14 protein-coding genes are annotated in these 15,747 nt (G+C 71.2%); 1 reads left to right on the top strand and 13 read right to left on the bottom strand.

Going from position 1 to position 15,747, the window contains the following annotated elements:
• Positions 1 to 13: 13 nt before the first annotated feature.
• The 6 genes from carB to pyrR all read right to left on the bottom strand — a co-directional run bounded on the left by carB (position 14) and on the right by pyrR (position 8,108).
• Positions 14 to 3,325, bottom strand: coding sequence for a carbamoyl-phosphate synthase large subunit (carB, locus tag AS97_RS37180; protein WP_086706085.1), 3,312 nt, complete (start codon positions 3,323 to 3,325; stop codon positions 14 to 16).
• The gene (gene carA / locus AS97_RS37175; protein WP_210566427.1) at positions 3,318 to 4,457 is read right to left on the bottom strand and encodes a glutamine-hydrolyzing carbamoyl-phosphate synthase small subunit; all 1,140 of its coding nucleotides are present in this window, start codon (positions 4,455 to 4,457) and stop codon (positions 3,318 to 3,320) included. The genes carB and carA overlap by 8 nt, the downstream gene beginning before the upstream one ends.
• Positions 4,454 to 5,113 carry a hypothetical protein gene (locus tag AS97_RS37170; protein ID WP_210566426.1) on the bottom strand — a complete coding sequence of 220 codons (660 nt, stop codon included), beginning with the start codon at positions 5,111 to 5,113 and terminating at the stop codon, positions 4,454 to 4,456. Before AS97_RS37170 ends, carA begins: the two co-directional genes overlap by 4 nt.
• Positions 5,110 to 6,405: a dihydroorotase gene (locus AS97_RS37165; RefSeq protein ID WP_210566425.1), complete on the bottom strand. Its 1,296-nt coding sequence runs from the start codon at positions 6,403 to 6,405 to the stop codon at positions 5,110 to 5,112. The genes AS97_RS37170 and AS97_RS37165 overlap by 4 nt, the downstream gene beginning before the upstream one ends.
• A gap of 2 nt (positions 6,406 to 6,407) precedes the next feature.
• Complete coding sequence (locus AS97_RS37160; protein WP_059146779.1) at positions 6,408 to 7,388, bottom strand: aspartate carbamoyltransferase catalytic subunit; 981 nt, start codon at positions 7,386 to 7,388, stop codon at positions 6,408 to 6,410.
• 138 nt (positions 7,389 to 7,526) lie between these two features.
• Positions 7,527 to 8,108 carry a bifunctional pyr operon transcriptional regulator/uracil phosphoribosyltransferase PyrR gene (gene pyrR / locus AS97_RS37155; protein WP_059146780.1) on the bottom strand — a complete coding sequence of 194 codons (582 nt, stop codon included), beginning with the start codon at positions 8,106 to 8,108 and terminating at the stop codon, positions 7,527 to 7,529.
• Positions 8,109 to 8,330: 222 nt separating this feature from the next.
• Here pyrR and bldD point away from each other — a divergent pair, with 222 nt between their 5' ends.
• Positions 8,331 to 8,831, top strand: coding sequence for a transcriptional regulator BldD (gene bldD / locus AS97_RS37150; RefSeq protein ID WP_014056259.1), 501 nt, complete (start codon positions 8,331 to 8,333; stop codon positions 8,829 to 8,831).
• A gap of 170 nt (positions 8,832 to 9,001) precedes the next feature.
• On the opposite strand, the gene nusB is transcribed toward bldD, so the two are convergent.
• The 7 genes from nusB to aroC all read right to left on the bottom strand — a co-directional run bounded on the left by nusB (position 9,002) and on the right by aroC (position 15,653).
• Positions 9,002 to 9,454 (bottom strand): transcription antitermination factor NusB, encoded by a 453-nt coding sequence (nusB, locus tag AS97_RS37145; RefSeq protein WP_059146781.1) that lies wholly within the window; start codon positions 9,452 to 9,454, stop codon positions 9,002 to 9,004.
• Positions 9,455 to 9,456: 2 nt separating this feature from the next.
• Positions 9,457 to 10,023 carry an elongation factor P gene (gene efp, locus AS97_RS37140; RefSeq protein WP_059146782.1) on the bottom strand — a complete coding sequence of 189 codons (567 nt, stop codon included), beginning with the start codon at positions 10,021 to 10,023 and terminating at the stop codon, positions 9,457 to 9,459.
• 63 nt (positions 10,024 to 10,086) lie between these two features.
• Positions 10,087 to 11,211, bottom strand: a complete 1,125-nt coding sequence (locus AS97_RS37135) for an aminopeptidase P family protein (RefSeq protein WP_059146783.1) — start codon at positions 11,209 to 11,211, stop codon at positions 10,087 to 10,089.
• A gap of 62 nt (positions 11,212 to 11,273) precedes the next feature.
• Complete coding sequence (locus AS97_RS37130) at positions 11,274 to 12,155, bottom strand: Pro-rich N-terminal domain-containing protein (protein ID WP_059146784.1); 882 nt, start codon at positions 12,153 to 12,155, stop codon at positions 11,274 to 11,276.
• Positions 12,156 to 12,445: 290 nt separating this feature from the next.
• Positions 12,446 to 13,603 carry a 3-dehydroquinate synthase gene (aroB, locus tag AS97_RS37125; RefSeq protein WP_210566424.1) on the bottom strand — a complete coding sequence of 386 codons (1,158 nt, stop codon included), beginning with the start codon at positions 13,601 to 13,603 and terminating at the stop codon, positions 12,446 to 12,448.
• On the bottom strand, positions 13,600 to 14,082 hold the full coding sequence (locus AS97_RS47885; protein WP_059146815.1) for a shikimate kinase: 483 nt from the start codon (positions 14,080 to 14,082) through the stop codon (positions 13,600 to 13,602). The genes aroB and AS97_RS47885 overlap by 4 nt, the downstream gene beginning before the upstream one ends.
• A gap of 386 nt (positions 14,083 to 14,468) precedes the next feature.
• Positions 14,469 to 15,653 carry a chorismate synthase gene (gene aroC / locus AS97_RS37115; protein ID WP_059146786.1) on the bottom strand — a complete coding sequence of 395 codons (1,185 nt, stop codon included), beginning with the start codon at positions 15,651 to 15,653 and terminating at the stop codon, positions 14,469 to 14,471.
• Between the last annotated feature and the right edge of the window lie 94 nt (positions 15,654 to 15,747).

Raw genomic sequence — 15,747 nt, 5'->3', positions numbered from 1 at the left:
CCCCTCCCTCGCCTCACTCCTCGCGGGCGGCGGTCAGATGTTCCGCGTGTTCCTGGAGCGATCGGACGCCGACCGCGCCCCGGCCCAGCGCCTCGATGCCCTGGACGGCGGCCGCGAGCGCCTGGACGGTGGTCAGGCAGGGCACCCCGCGGGCGACGGACGCCGTACGGATGTCGTAGCCGTCCAGCCGCCCCCCGGTCCCGTACGGGGTGTTGACGATCAGGTCGACCTCGCCCTCGTGGATGAGCTGGACGATGGTCTTCTCGCCGTTCGGGCCCTCGCCCTCGCTGTGCTTGCGCACCACGGTCGCGTTGATCCCGTTGCGCTTGAGCACCTCCGCCGTGCCCGAGGTGGCCAGCAGTTCGAAGCCGAGGCCGACCAGCTCCCGGGCCGGGAAGATCATCGAACGCTTGTCGCGGTTGGCGACGGAGACGAACGCGCGCCCCTTGGTCGGCAGCGCGCCGTACGCCCCGGCCTGCGACTTGGCGTAGGCCGCACCGAAGACCGAGTCGATGCCCATGACCTCACCGGTCGAGCGCATCTCCGGGCCGAGAATGGTGTCCACCCCGCGCCCGGAGGCGTCCCGGAACCGCGACCACGGCATCACGGCCTCCTTGACGGAGATCGGCGCGTCCAGCGGCAGCGTGCCGCCGTCGCCGCTGGAGGGCAGCAGCCCCTCGGCGCGCAGCTCGGCGATGGTGGCGCCCAGCGAGATCCGGGCGGCGGCCTTGGCCAGCGGTACGGCGGTGGCCTTGGAGGTGAAGGGGACGGTACGCGAGGCGCGCGGGTTCGCCTCCAATACGTACAGAATGTCCCCGGCCAGCGCGAACTGGATGTTGATCAGTCCGCGGACGCCCACCCCGCGCGCGATGGCCTCGGTCGAGGCGCGCAGCCGCTTGATGTCGAAGCCGCCGAGGGTGATCGGGGGCAGGGCGCAGGCCGAGTCGCCGGAGTGGATCCCGGCCTCCTCGATGTGCTCCATGACGCCGCCGAGGTAGAGCTCCTCGCCGTCGTAGAGCGCGTCCACGTCGATCTCTATGGCGTCGTCGAGGAAGCGGTCGATGAGCACGGGGTGCTCGGAGATCAGCCCGGCGTGCCGCTCCAGGTACGCGGCGAGCGAGGGCTCGTCGTAGACGATCTCCATGCCGCGGCCGCCGAGGACGTAGGAGGGGCGGACCATGACCGGGTAGCCGATCTCGGCGGCGATGCCCTTGGCCTGCGCGAAGGAGAAGGCGGTGCCGTACTTGGGCGCGGGCAGCCCGGCCTCGGTGAGCACCCGGCCGAAGGCGCCGCGCTCCTCGGCGAGGTTGATCGCCTCGGGCGAGGTGCCGACGATCGGCACACCGTTGTCCTTGAGCGCCTGGGCGAGGCCCAGCGGGGTCTGGCCGCCGAGCTGGACGATCACACCGGCGACCGGGCCCGCCTGCTGCTCGGCGTGGACGATCTCCAGCACGTCCTCCAGGGTGAGCGGCTCGAAGTAGAGCCGGTCGGAGGTGTCGTAGTCGGTGGAGACGGTCTCCGGGTTGCAGTTGACCATGACGGTCTCATAGCCCGCTTCATGCAGCGCGAAGGAGGCGTGGACGCAGGAGTAGTCGAACTCGATGCCCTGGCCGATGCGGTTGGGGCCCGAGCCGAGGATGATCACCGCGGGGGTCTCGCGCGGGGCGACCTCGGACTCCTCGTCGTAGGAGGAGTAGAAGTACGGGGTCCTGGCGGCGAACTCGGCGGCGCAGGTGTCGACCGTCTTGTAGACGGGCCGGATGCCCAGCGCGTGCCGCACCTCACGGACCACGTCCTCGCGCAGCGAGCGGATTCCCGCGATCTGGGCGTCGGAGAAGCCGTGCCGCTTGGCCTCGGCGAGCAGCTCGGGGACGAGCTTGTCGGCGGCGGCGACCTCGTCCGCGATCTCGTTGATCAGGAAGAGCTGGTCCACGAACCACGGGTCGATGCGGGTGGCGTCGAAGACCTCCTGCTGGGTGGCCCCGGCGCGGATCGCCTCCATGACGGTGTTGATCCGCCCGTCGGTCGGGGCGGTGGCCTTGGCCAGCAGCTCGGCCTTGTCCCCGGGCTCCCCGGTGAAGTCGAACTGGCTGCCCTTCTTCTCCAGCGAGCGCAGCGCCTTCTGCAGCGCCTCGGTGAAGTTACGGCCGATGGCCATGGCCTCGCCGACCGACTTCATGGTGGTGGTGAGCCGGGCGTCGGCGGCCGGGAACTTCTCGAAGGCGAAGCGCGGCACCTTGACCACGACGTAGTCGAGCGTGGGCTCGAAGGACGCCGGGGTCTGCTCGGTGATGTCGTTGGGGATCTCGTCGAGGGTGTAGCCGACGGCCAGCCGGGCGGCGATCTTGGCGATGGGGAAGCCGGTGGCCTTGGAGGCGAGCGCCGAGGAGCGGGAGACGCGCGGGTTCATCTCGATGACGATGACCCGGCCGTCCTCGGGGTTGACCGCGAACTGGATGTTGCAGCCGCCGGTGTCGACGCCGACCTCGCGGATGACGGCGATGCCGATGTCCCGCAGGATCTGGTACTCGCGGTCGGTGAGCGTCATCGCCGGGGCGACGGTGATCGAGTCGCCGGTGTGCACGCCCATGGGGTCGAAGTTCTCGATGGAGCAGACGACCACGACATTGTCGTTGCGGTCGCGCATCAGCTCCAGCTCGTACTCCTTCCAGCCGAGGATGGACTCCTCCAGGAGCACCTCGGTGGTCGGCGAGAGGGCCAGGCCCTGGCCGGCGATACGGCGCAGCTCGTCCTCGTCGTGGGCGAAGCCGGAGCCCGCACCGCCCATGGTGAAGGAGGGGCGGACCACGACGGGGTAGCCGCCGAGGTCCTCGACGCCCGCGAGGACGTCGTCCATGGAGTGACAGATGACCGAGCGGGCGGACTCACCGTGGCCGATCTTGGCGTGGACGGCCTCGACGACCGTCTTGAACTGGTCGCGGTCCTCGCCCTTGTGGATCGCCTCGACATTGGCGCCGATCAGCTCGACGCCGTACTCGTCGAGGGTTCCCGCCTGGTGCAGGGAGATGGCGGTGTTGAGCGCGGTCTGGCCGCCGAGGGTGGGCAGCAGCGCGTCGGGGCGCTCCTTGGCGATGATCTTCTCGACGTACTCCGGGGTGATCGGCTCCACGTAGGTGGCGTCGGCGATCTCCGGGTCGGTCATGATCGTGGCCGGGTTGGAGTTGACCAGGATGACCCGCAGGCCCTCGGACTTCAGCACCCGGCAGGCCTGGGTGCCGGAGTAGTCGAACTCGGCGGCCTGGCCGATGACGATCGGGCCGGAGCCGATGACCAGGACGGACTGGATGTCGGTGCGCTTAGGCACGCTGGCCCTCCATCAGGGACACGAAGCGGTCGAAAAGGTACGCGGCGTCATGCGGACCTGCGGCGGCTTCGGGGTGGTACTGGACGCTGAACGCGGGGCGGTCGAGCAGCCGAAGCCCCTCGACCACGTTGTCGTTGAGGCAGACATGGGAGACCTCGGCGCGGCCGAAGGGGGTGTCGGACGGCGCGTCGAGCGGGGCGTCCACGGCGAAGCCGTGGTTGTGGGCGGTGACCTCCACCTTTCCGGTGGTGCGGTCCTGCACCGGCTGGTTGATCCCGCGGTGGCCGTACTTCAGCTTGAAGGTGCCGAAGCCGAGCGCGCGGCCGAGGATCTGGTTGCCGAAGCAGATGCCGAACAGCGGTGTGGAGCGCTCCAGCACGGCCCGCATCAGGGCGACGGGGTGGTCGGCGGTGGCCGGGTCGCCGGGGCCGTTGGAGAAGAAGACCCCGTCCGGGCCCACCGCGTAGACGTCCTCGGCGGTGGCGGTCGCGGGCAGCACGTGCACTTCGATGCCGCGCTCGGCCATCCGGTGCGGGGTCATGCCCTTGATGCCCAGGTCGATCGCGGCGACGGTGAACTTCTTGGTGCCGATCGCCGGGACGACGTAGGTCTCGGCGGTGGCCACCTCGCCGCTGAGGTCGGCGCCCTTCATCTGCGGGGCGGCCTGCACCTTCGCGAGCAGCGTGGCCTCGTCGGCGACAGCCGCGCCGGAGAAGATGCCCACGCGCATGGCGCCGCGCTCGCGCAGATGGCGGGTGAGGGCGCGGGTGTCGATCCCGCTGATGCCGACGACGCCCTGGGCGGTGAGCTCCTCGTCGAGCGAGCGGCGGGAGCGCCAGTTGGAGGGCGTACGGGCCGGGTCGCGCACCACATAGCCGGAGACCCAGATGCGCTTGGACTCCGGGTCCTCGTCGTTGACGCCGGTGTTCCCGATGTGCGGGGCGGTCATCACGACGACCTGGCGGTGGTAGGAGGGGTCGGTCAGGGTCTCCTGGTAGCCGGTCATTCCGGTGGAGAACACGGCCTCGCCGAAGGTCTCCCCCACGGCCCCGTAGGCCCGGCCGCGGAAGGTGCGGCCGTCCTCCAGGACGAGTACGGCAGGGGCGCTGGTGCCCCGGGTGGAGGTCGTCATCGTTCGGCGCCTTCCGTCTGGTTGCTGGGGTTGTTCTGGTCGCTGTCGGAGGTGGTGAGGGCGTCGACCCAGGCCGGGTGGTCGGCCGCGTGGTCGGAGCGGAAGCCCGAGTCGATCAGCTTCTCGCCGAGCTGCCAGGTGATCACCAGCAGTCCGCCCTCGGCGAGGACCTTGCCGGCGATGCCCTTGTCGAGCCGGGCGCCGCGCAGCTGGGCGGCGGGGATGAAGAAGTCCTGGGCGCCCGGCCGGACGACGCTCACGCCCTGGTCGGTGAGGGTGAGCTCGACCCGGCTGCGGGTGCCGAGGCCGTGGGCGACGATCCGGTCCAGCCACTGCCCGGCGGTGGTGGAGCCGTGGTAGCGGCCGCTGAGCCTAAGGGGCTCATTTCCTTTGAGGGTGGTGGCGGGCGACGGGTGGGCCAGCCGCGGGTCACCGGGCTCGGACGGGGCCTGGGGCAGCTCGGGGAGGTCGCCCTGGAGGGTGCCGCGCCACTTCCAGCCCTCGCGCATCAGCCAGTAGACCAGCGCGATGACCAGCAGCAGCCCGACGACCCAGCCGATCCGGGCGGCCCAGTCCGTCACGTCCTGCGATTTCTGCTCGGCCGCGAGGCCCGCGAATCCCGCGAGGCCCGCCACCGGATGGTTCACAGATGTCACGCCAGCTTCCCGTCCACAACCGTCGCCCGGCCCCGCAGGAAGGTGTACGTCACGCGGCCCGGCAGTTCGCGGCCCTCGTAGGGGGTGTTGCGGCTGCGGGAGGCGAAGCCCGCGGGGTTCACCACACCACGGTAAGCGGAGTCGAGCAGGGTGAGGTTGGCGGGCTCCCCGGCGGCGATGGGGCGGCCGTGGCCGGTCAGGCGGCCGATGGCCGAGGGCCGCACCGACATCCGGTCGGCGACGCCCGTCCAGTCCAGCAGCCCGGTGTCGACCATGGTGTGCTGGACCACGGACAGCGCGGTCTCCAAACCGACCATGCCCATGGCCGCGGCGCCCCACTCGCAGTCCTTGTCCTCATGCGGATGCGGGGCGTGGTCGGTGGCCACGCAGTCGATGGTGCCGTCGGCGAGCGCCTCGCGCAGCGCCATCACATCGGCCTCGGTGCGCAGCGGCGGGTTCACCTTGTAGACGGGGTCGTAGGAGCGTACGAGCTCGTCGGTGAGCAGCAGATGGTGCGGGGTGACCTCGGCGGTGACGTTCCAGCCCTTGGACTTGGCCCAGCGGACGATCTCGACCGAGCCCGCGGTGGACAGATGGCAGATGTGCACCCGGGAGCCGACGTGCGCGGCGAGCAGCACATCGCGGGCGATGATCGACTCCTCGGCGACGGCCGGCCAGCCGCCCAGGCCCAGCTCGGCGGAGACGATGCCCTCGTTCATCTGGGCGCCCTCGGTGAGCCGGGGCTCCTGGGCGTGCTGGGCGATGACGCCGTCGAACGCCTTCACATACTCCAGCGCGCGGCGCATGATCACCGCGTCGTCCACGCATTTGCCGTCGTCGGAGAAGACCCGCACCCCGGCGGCGGAGTCGTGCATCGCGCCCAGCTCGGCGAGCTTCTTGCCCTCCAGGCCCACGGTCACCGCGCCCACCGGCTGGACGTCGCAGTAGCCGGACTCCCTGCCCAGCCGCCACACCTGCTCCACGACGCCCGCGGTGTCCGCGACCGGGAAGGTGTTGGCCATGGCGTGGACGGCGGTGAAGCCGCCGACCGCGGCGGCCCGGGTGCCGGTGAGGACCGTCTCGGAATCCTCCCGGCCGGGCTCGCGCAGATGGGTGTGGAGGTCGACCAGGCCCGGCAGCAGGATCTGCCCGACGACGTCGATCACGGTGGCGCCGTCCGCGTCCAGCCCGGTGCCGACCGCGGCGATGCGCTCCCCCTCGATCAGCACGTCCCGCGGCTCACCGCCGAGCACCTTCGCCCCGCGAAGCAGCGTCTTGTGGGTGTCGCTCATGGTTACTTGCTCTCCTCGGTGCGGGCGGTGGCGACGGCGGACTCGTTCCCGCCGAGCAGCAGATACAGGACGGCCATGCGGATCGAGACGCCGTTGGCGACCTGCTCGACGGCGGTGCAGCGGTCGGAGTCCGCGACCTCCGCGGTGATCTCCATACCGCGGTTCATGGGGCCGGGGTGCATCACGATGGCGTGCTCCGGCATCCGCGCCATGCGGTCGCCGTCCAGGCCGTAGCGGCGGGCGTACTCCCGCTCGGTGGGGAAGAACGCGGCGTTCATCCGCTCGCGCTGGACGCGCAGCATCATCACGGCGTCGGTCTTGCCGACCACCGCGTCCAGGTCGTAGGCGACCTCGCAGGGCCAGCTCTCCACGCCGAAGGGGACCAGCGTCGGCGGGGCGACCAGGGTGACCTCGGCGCCGAGGGTGGCCAGCAGATGGACGTTGGAGCGGGCCACCCGGCTGTGCAGGATGTCGCCGACGATCGTGACCCGGCGCCCGGCCAGGTCCTGTCCGACGCCGGAGGCGTCCGGGATCAGATGGCGGCGCATGGTGAAGGCGTCGAGCAGCGCCTGGGTGGGGTGCTCATGGGTGCCGTCGCCCGCGTTCACCACGGCGCCGTTGATCCAGCCGGAGGTGGCGAGCCGGTGCGGGGCGCCGGAGGCGTGGTGGCGGATCACGACGGCGTCGGCGCCCATCGCCTCCAGGGTGAGCGCGGTGTCCTTCAGGGACTCGCCCTTGGAGACCGAGGAGCCCTTGGCGGAGAAGTTGATGACGTCGGCGGACAGCCGCTTGGCGGCTGCCTCGAAGGAGATGCGGGTGCGGGTGGAGTCCTCGAAGAAGAGGTTGACGACGGTACGGCCGCGCAGGGTCGGCAGTTTCTTGATCGGCCGGTCGGCGAGCCGGGCCAGTTCCTCGGCGGTGTCGAGGATCAGGACGGCATCGTCGCGCGAGAGGTCGGCGGCCGAGATGAGGTGGCGCTTCATCCGGTTGCTCCGTGGGTGAAGGAGGTGTGCGGGCGTGCGGGCGGGCAGGCGCGGGGACCGGTGTCATGGCGGCACCGGTGGTCCGTCGGGCGGGTCCCCCGGGGTCGCCGGGGCGGCACTCGCCGTCGGTGAGGGGCGCTACTTCCCGTCCGCGGGGGCGGTCCCGCGCAGCCCGAGGAGCACGCTGTCGCGGCCGTCCTCCTCGGTGAGCTGGACCTTGACCGTCTCCCGCAGCGACGTGGGGAGGTTTTTACCGACATAGTCGGCGCGGATGGGCAGTTCACGGTGACCACGGTCGACGAGGACCGCGAGCTGGACCGCGCGGGGCCGCCCGATGTCACCGAGGGCGTCGAGCGCGGCGCGGATGGTGCGGCCGGAGAAGAGCACATCGTCGACGAGGACCACCAGACGGCCGTCGATGCCGTCGTCGGGGATCTCGGTACGGGCGAGTGCGCGGGCCGGTCGCAGCCTCAGGTCGTCGCGGTACATCGTGATGTCGAGCGAGCCGACCGGGATCCGGCCGGGCTTGCCGGTGATCTCTTCGAGCCGGGCGGCCAGCCGCCGGGCGAGAAAGACACCACGGGTGGGAATGCCGAGCAGCACCACGTCATCGGCGCCTTTGGCGCGCTCGACGATCTCGTGGGCGATGCGGGTGAGAACGCGCGCGATATCCGGTGCTTCCAGCACGGAACGCGCGGCGTCCGAGGTTCGGGCGTCCATACGAAACGGACCTCCTTCTCCGCCTCACGGGACGGACCTTAAAGGACGGTCGGATTTGCGCCATTCACACTAGCAGGGGTCCCGGGTGCTCCTGCCATCACCCCTGGCCGGAGCCCCTCCGCTCCGTTCGGCTTGACGAATGGAAATTACGCTGCGTAACCTCACAGTGAGTGACCAGCCGCGCGGCACAGCCGCACGTCGATACAGCGTCCGGGGAGCTTTATGTCCAGCGAATACGCCAAACAGCTCGGGGCCAAGCTCCGCGCCATCCGCACCCAGCAGGGCCTCTCCCTCCACGGTGTCGAGGAGAAGTCCCAGGGCCGCTGGAAGGCCGTGGTGGTGGGATCGTACGAGCGCGGCGACCGCGCCGTGACCGTGCAGCGTCTCGCCGAGCTGGCCGACTTCTACGGCGTCCCGGTGCAGGAGCTGCTTCCGGGCACGAGCCCGGCCGGGGCCGCCGAGCCGCCGCCGAAGCTGGTACTGGACCTTGAGCGACTGGCCCATGTGCCGGTCGAGAAGGCAGGCCCGCTGCAGCGGTATGCCGCGACGATCCAGAGCCAGCGTGGCGATTACAACGGCAAGGTGCTCTCGATCCGCCAGGACGACCTGCGCACCCTCGCCGTTATCTACGACCAGTCGCCGTCCGTGCTGACCGAACAGCTGATCAGCTGGGGCGTGCTGGGCGCCGACGCCCGCCGCGCGGTCCAGCACGAAGACGTCTGAGTCTCCGTCCCCTTTCCCTCTTCACCAGCAGAAACGTGCCGCCGGGGGCGGTGGAGCCCTTCTGGGTCCTCCACCGCCCCCGGCGGCTTTGTCGTATGACGCGCCTGTGCGGCGTCGGTCGTGTGGCCCGGCGGTCCGGCTCGTGGTCCGGCGTGACGGCCCCGTCGCGGTTATGCCCGGTGCTCCGGGTGTTCCTGATCGCGACGCAGACTCGGCTTCAGCTCCTTGATACGGCCCAGCAGACCGTTGACAAAGGCCGGCGAGTCGTCGGTGGAGAACTCCTTGGCGAGCTGCACCGCCTCGTCGATCACCACCGCGTCCGGGGTCTCGTCCTCCCACACCAGCTCATACGCGCCCAGCCGCAGGATATTCCGGTCGACGACCGGCATCCGGTCCAGCGTCCAGCCCACCGCGTAGGTGGCGATCAGTTCGTCGATCCGGTCGATGTGCCGCGCGTATCCCTCGACGAGCTGCATCGTGTATTCGCTGACCGGCGGCTGCCGGTCGTCGGTCCGGGCGAGCCGGATCCAGTCCGCGAGCACGATCTGCACGGTGGTGCCGCGCTGATCGGCCTCGAAAAGGATCTGAAAGGCACGCTTACGGGCCTTGTTGCGGGCAGCCACGGTTAGTTGTTCACCCGACCGAGGTACTCGCCGGAGCGGGTGTCGACCTTGATCTTCTCACCGGTGGTGATGAACAGCGGGACGCCGATCTCGTAGCCGGTCTCCAGCTTGGCGGGCTTGGTGCCACCGGTGGAGCGGTCGCCCTGGACGCCCGGCTCGGTGTACTCGATCACCAGCTCGACCGCGGCGGGGAGCTCGACGTACAGCGGGTTGCCCTCGTACATCGCCACGACGGCCTCGAAGCCCTCCAGCAGATAGCGGGCGTTGTCGCCCACGACCTCGGGGGTGATGTAGATCTGGTCGAAAGTGTCCATGTCCATGAACACAAAGCTCTCGCCGTCCTTGTACGAGAACTGCATGCCGCGCTTGTCGACATTGGCCGTCTCGACCTTCACGCCGGCGTTGAAGGTCTTGTCGACCACCTTGCCGGACAGCACGTTCTTGAGCTTGGTACGCACGAAGGCGGGGCCCTTGCCGGGCTTGACGTGCTGGAACTCGACGACGGACCACAGCTGGCCGCCTTCGAGCTTGAGCACCAAGCCGTTCTTGAGGTCGTTCGTGGATGCCACGGTTGCGGGTTCTCCTGGACTACAGCTGGCGGAGACCAGAAAGCCGCCGACGCGCCCTGTTCTTCAGAGTGCGAGCAGCTCTTTGGTCGTGATGGTGAGTAGCTCGGGTCCGCCGTCCGCCTCGGGGCGGACGACGAGCGTGTCATCGATCCGGACACCGCCCCGTCCCGGGAGGTGGACCCCCGGCTCGACGGTGACCGGCACACAAGCGTCCAGTTTACCCATGGCGGACGGTGTGAGCCGAGGGTCCTCGTCGATTTCCAGGCCCACACCGTGTCCGGTGCACGGTTCGAGGGCGTCTCCGTAGCCCGCCGCGGTCAGCACCTGGCGGGTCACCCGGTCCACATCGCAGTAGGCCCGGCCCGGCAACAGCGCCTCCCGCCCGGCCCGCTGCGCGGCGAAGACGGCATCGTACAGCTCGACCTGCCAGTCCGCGGGCGAGGGTCCGATGACGAAGGTGCGGCCCACCTGGCAGCGGTAGCCGCGGTATTCGGCGCCGAGGCAGATGGTGAGGAAGTCGCCCTCCTCGACCCGCCGGTCGGTGGGCAGATGGCCCGGGCGCCCCGCGTGGGGCCCCGCCGCGACGACGGTGGGGAAGGCCGGGCCGTCCGCGCCGTGGTCCACCAGCCGGCGCTCCAGCTCCAGCGCCAGATGACGCTCGGTGCGGCCCACCAGGATCGACTCCAGCAGCTCGCCGAGCGCCTGGTCGGCCAGCTCCCCCGCGATCCGCATACAGGAGATCTCCTCGTCGTCCTTGACGAGCCGCAACTGCTCGACGGCACGGTCCAGATCGGCCAGACGGAGCCGGGGGGCCGCGGCGCCGAGCGCCCGATGGCGGGCGACGGTCAGATCGTGCTCCTCGACGGCCAGCGAGTCGGCGCCGTCCGCCGCGGCCAGATCGGCGGCCGCCACCGCCGGATCGCCGTCCGCGCCGGGCATGACGAGCAGCCGGGGCTCCTCCGAACGCGTCGGTCCCGAGGAGAGGTATGGGGAGAGCGGTGGGGCGGACGGGACCTCGGTGGCCACCACCACATCCTGGACGGGGCCGAGCAACAGCACGGCCCCGGGCGGCACGGCGCCGCACAGATAGCGCACATTGGCGGGCCGGGACACCAGCGCCGCCGCGCTCCCGGCCGCGGTGCACTGATCGTGCAGACGGGCACGTCGGGCCGCGTACACCTCGGACATGTCCCCGAGCCTACGCACGCTCGGGGAGGACGGCCGGTCGAACGGGTCCGGATGGGGTCGTGCTACCAGCTGGGCGGGCTCGCGATGGAGCGGGTGACGACCTCGTCGAGCATGCGGGCCGTGGTCTCCACGTCATGCGCGGAGTTGTCGATGATCGGCAGGCCGGAGCCGTACCACCCGGCCATCCGGCCGTGGATCCGCGCCACCTCCTCGTCGCTGAGGCGGCGGTTGCCGGTGCGGGCCGCGTTCCGCTCCAGGACGATCTCCAGGCCCGGAAGGACCACCACCGGCAGCAGACCGGGGCCCACATGGCGCTTCCAGCCGCCGAGGCCGACGACCGGGCGGTCGGGGAAGACGGCGTCGTCGAGGATGCAGGAGATCCCGTTGGCGAGGAAGTTACGGGCGGCGAAGCCGCAGGTGCGGCGGGCGAGACGATACTGCGCCTCGGAGTTCTCGTTCCACCCCGACTGGGGGTTGGCGAAACCGGACCGGACCCACTCCCGCACATCGTCCAGGCTGATGTGCGCGGTCGGCACCCGGCGGCGGTCGGCCCAGTGGCGCGCGACCGTCGTCTTGCCCGCCCCGGCCGGCCCGATCAGCAGCACCGCCACCGCCGCCTGCGAGACATCGGCGAGCGACGGGTCGGCCGGGGGGTGCGGCAGCGGCACCGGACCGCCGGGCGGCAGCTGGACATGGCCGGTGGTGTTCACCGTCTCCAGCGGCGCCCCGGGGTGCGCGGGCGGGGCCGGCGGAGGCGACACCGGATGTTGTGCGGGCGGTGCGGGGTGCCCGGGCACCGGAGGCGCGGGCGGGGCGGGGGGATTGGGGTGAGGTCCCGGGTGATGGTTCGCACTCGCGCCCTGGGCCCAGCCCGCACCCTGCGGACCGGGCACCGGCCCCGGCTGGTGGGGCGGTGGCAGCGGAGCTCCCACTGCATGCTGCATCCGGTGGCACTCCGTCTCGTACAGGCAGTTCTCATCCGACAACTGTCACGTGTGATACGGCGGTGAGGCCGCTCCTACCGAACGGTACCTGCCCAGAGCGTCGCTGTGTGAACGCCCCGCAAACCCGTTGTGTGCCCGCCATCCCTTGCCGGCCAGGCAATTCGTCCGGCAAGAGCCGCAACTGCGAGGGGTTGGGAAGCTGTTCGAAAGCCCGCGGCGATGCCGCGGGCTTCGAGGGCGATGACCACGTTGTGACGCGGCGACTACGCCGACGACGGATACGTCCCGGGTCAGCGGGAGATCTCGGCGTACGCGGCGAGCAGCACCGCCGGGTCCGGACCCTCCAGGACGGTGGGCTTGGCGAGACCGTCCAGGACGATGAAGCGCAGCAGGTCACCGCGGGACTTCTTGTCGACCCTCATGGTCTCCAGCAACTTGGGCCACTGGTCGCCACGGTAGGTGAGCGGCAGGCCCACAGACTCCAGGACGGCGCGGTGGCGGTCGGCCGTGGCGTCGTCCAGACGGCCCGCCAGCCGCCCCAGCTCGGCGGCGAAGACCATGCCCACGGAAACGGCCGCGCCATGGCGCCAGTTGTAGCGCTCGTTCTTCTCGATGGCGTGGGCGAGCGTATGCCCGTAGTTGAGGATCTCCCGCAGCCCGGACTCCTTGAGGTCGCTGGAGACGACCTCGGCCTTGACCCGGATGGAGCGCTCGATGAGCTCGGCGGTGTGCGGACCGGCGGGGGTGCGGGCCGCGGCCGGGTCCCGCTCGATCAGCTCCAGGATCTCCGGGTCGGCGATGAAGCCCGCCTTGATGATCTCGGCGAGCCCGCTGATGTAGTCGTTGACCGGCAGCGAGTCCAGCGCGGCCAGATCGCACAGCACCCCGGCCGGGGGGTGGAAGGCGCCGACGAGGTTCTTGCCCTCGGCGGTGTTGATCCCGGTCTTGCCGCCGACGGCGGCGTCGACCATGGCGAGCACGGTCGTGGGAACGGCGATCCAGCGCACGCCGCGCAGCCAGGTCGCGGCGACGAATCCGGCGACATCGGTGGTCGCGCCGCCGCCGACGCCGACGATCACATCGGTGCGGGTGAAGCCGGTCTGCCCGAGCGCCTTCCAGCAGTACGCGGCGACCTCGGCGGTCTTGGCCTCCTCACCGTTGGGCAGCTGGATCGCGACGGCGTCGTACCCCTGCTCGGCGAGGTCCTGGCGGATGGCCTCACCGGTCTCGGCCAGCGCCTCGGGGTGCAGGACGGCGACGCGTTGGACATGGCCGCGGCGCGGAGCGCCTCCGTTGAGGGTGGTGGTGGGAGACGGGCGGGCGCCGGCGCCGATCAGCCCGGGGAGCTCGCCGAGCAGCTGCCGGCCGATCAGCACCTCGTACGGCGCGGTGCCCGCGGTGCCTCCGACCTGGATGCGCGTAGGAGTATCGGCCACGGGGGGTGTCATGCGTTCTTCAGCTCCAGTACGTCCAGGACGGCCTCGGCGACGTCCTCGGGGGTGCGGTCCTCGGTCGACACGGCCGCGCGGGCGACCTCGGTGTACAGCGGGCGGCGCTGCTCCATCAGCTCACGCCAGCGCTGGCGCGGGTTGACCGTGAGCAGCGGGCGCGGGGCGTCCAGCCCGGTGCGCTTGACGGCCTCGGCGACGCCCATCTCCAGGAAGACGACGGGGAGGCCGACGAGCAGCTCACGAGTGCTCTCGTCGAGGACGGCGCCGCCGCCCAGCGCGAGCACACCCCGATGCTCGGCGACGGCGGTCCGTACGGCCTGCCGCTCCAGCTCACGGAAGTGCGGCTCGCCCTCGTCGATGAAGATCTCCGAGATCTCCTTGCCCGCCGTCGCGACGATGTCGGTGTCGCTGTCGCGGAAGGTGGTGCCGAGCCGCTGCGCGAGCACCTGCCCGACGGTGGTCTTCCCGACGCCCATGGGCCCGACCAGCACGACGACCGGACCCCCACCGGCCTGCCCCGTCAGCCCCGCCGCACTGTCCGCCCCGCCGCGGCAGCGGCTGCTCGTCACATCGGCGGCTTGGCCGCGGGCACCGTCGCCCGCCCGGCGAGGGCGCGCGTCGTCGTCCGTCTGCCGCCCGGCGGCCTCGTGTGCGTCGCTCAGCCCCCCCGAATCGTTCGCTTCTCCGCCCGCTCGGCGAAGGCACGCCTCGTCGTCCGTCTGCCGCCCGGCGGCCTCGTGTGCGTCGCTCAGCCCCCCCGAATCGTTCGCCCCGCCGCGGCAGCGGCAAGTGTTACCGTCGCCCGCTCGGCGAAGGCACGCCTCGTCGTCCGTCTGCCGCCCGGCGGCCTCGTGTGCGTCGCTCACCGAATGGCCAGGTTCTCGAGGAAGCTCTGAACGTTACGCCGCGTCTCGGCGACCGAGTCGCCGCCGAACTTCTCCGCGACCGCGTCCGCCAGGACCAGCGCGACCATCGCCTCGGCGACGATCCCGGCCGCCGGGACGGCACAGACGTCGGAGCGCTGGTGGTGGGCCTTGGTCGGCTCGCCGGTGGTCACATCGATGGTGGCCAGCGCCTTCGGCACGGTCGCGATCGGCTTCATCGCGGCCCGGACGCGCAACAGCTCGCCGGTGGTCAGCCCGCCCTCGGTGCCACCCGAGCGGCCCGAGGAGCGCCGGATGCCCTCGTCCGTGGAGACGATCTCGTCATGGGCCTTGGAGCCGGGCACCCGCGCGAGGTCGAAGCCGTCGCCGACCTCGACGCCCTTGATGGCCTGGATGCCCATCAGCGCACCGGCCAGCCGCGCGTCGAGCCGGCGGTCCCAGTGCACATGGGAGCCGAGGCCCACCGGCACGCCGTACGCGAGCACCTCGACGACACCGCCGAGGGTGTCGCCGTCCTTGTGGGCCTGGTCGATCTCGGCCACCATCGCCTTGCTCGCGTCGGCGTCCAGGCAGCGCACCGGGTCGGCGTCCAGCCTCTCGACGTCGGAGGGCTTGGGGTAGACGCCGTACGGCGCCCTCGCGGCGGCCAGCTCCACCACATGCGAGACGATCTCGATCCCGGCCGTCTCCTTGAGGTAGGAGCGGGCGACGGTGCCCAGCGCCACCCGGGCGGCCGTCTCCCGGGCGCTGGCGCGCTCCAGGATCGGCCGGGCCTCGTCGAAGCCGTACTTCTGCATACCGGCCAGGTCCGCGTGGCCGGGGCGGGGGCGGGTGAGCGGGGCGTTACGGGCGAGTCCCTCGAGGATCTCGGGGTCCACCGGGTCGGCGGCCATGACCTGCTCCCACTTCGGCCACTCCGTGTTGCCGACCATGATCGCGACCGGGGAGCCGAGGGTCAGTCCGTGCCGTACGCCGCCGATGAAGGTGACCTCGTCACGCTCGAACTTCATCCGGGCACCGCGGCCATAGCCGAGCCGCCGTCGGGCCAGGGCGTCCGCCACCATGTCGGTGGTGATCGGCACCCCGGCGGGCAGCCCCTCCAGCGTCGCCACGAGTGCGGGGCCGTGCGACTCCCCCGCGGTCAGCCAGCGCAACCTGCTCAACGGTGCTCCCTCATGCGCGTGCCTCGACGTCGTGCGGCGCGACCCGGTCCGCGCGACTCCGGCCCGCACCTCCGATCCTCCCACGACCCGGGAG

The sequence above is a fragment of the Streptomyces sp. AgN23 genome (genome assembly GCF_001598115.1).
GTDB classification, from domain to species: domain Bacteria; phylum Actinomycetota; class Actinomycetes; order Streptomycetales; family Streptomycetaceae; genus Streptomyces; species Streptomyces antimycoticus.
This window is presented reverse-complemented; position numbering and strand designations above follow the sequence as displayed.

What these genes read in the sequence shown, in the direction of transcription:
- carA (WP_210566427.1), bottom strand. Translation starts at nt 4,457, where the DNA reads ATGACGACCTCCACCCGGGGCACCAGCGCCCCTGCCGTACTCGTCCTG.
- AS97_RS37165 (WP_210566425.1), bottom strand. Translation starts at nt 6,405, where the DNA reads ATGAGCGACACCCACAAGACGCTGCTTCGCGGGGCGAAGGTGCTCGGC.
- AS97_RS37160 (WP_059146779.1), bottom strand. Translation starts at nt 7,388, where the DNA reads ATGAAGCGCCACCTCATCTCGGCCGCCGACCTCTCGCGCGACGATGCC.
- pyrR (WP_059146780.1), bottom strand. Translation starts at nt 8,108, where the DNA reads ATGGACGCCCGAACCTCGGACGCCGCGCGTTCCGTGCTGGAAGCACCG.
- bldD (WP_014056259.1), top strand. Translation starts at nt 8,331, where the DNA reads ATGTCCAGCGAATACGCCAAACAGCTCGGGGCCAAGCTCCGCGCCATC.
- AS97_RS37135 (WP_059146783.1), bottom strand. Translation starts at nt 11,211, where the DNA reads ATGTCCGAGGTGTACGCGGCCCGACGTGCCCGTCTGCACGATCAGTGC.
- AS97_RS37130 (WP_059146784.1), bottom strand. Translation starts at nt 12,155, where the DNA reads ATGCAGCATGCAGTGGGAGCTCCGCTGCCACCGCCCCACCAGCCGGGG.
- aroB (WP_210566424.1), bottom strand. Translation starts at nt 13,603, where the DNA reads ATGACACCCCCCGTGGCCGATACTCCTACGCGCATCCAGGTCGGAGGC.
- AS97_RS47885 (WP_059146815.1), bottom strand. Translation starts at nt 14,082, where the DNA reads ATGGGCGTCGGGAAGACCACCGTCGGGCAGGTGCTCGCGCAGCGGCTC.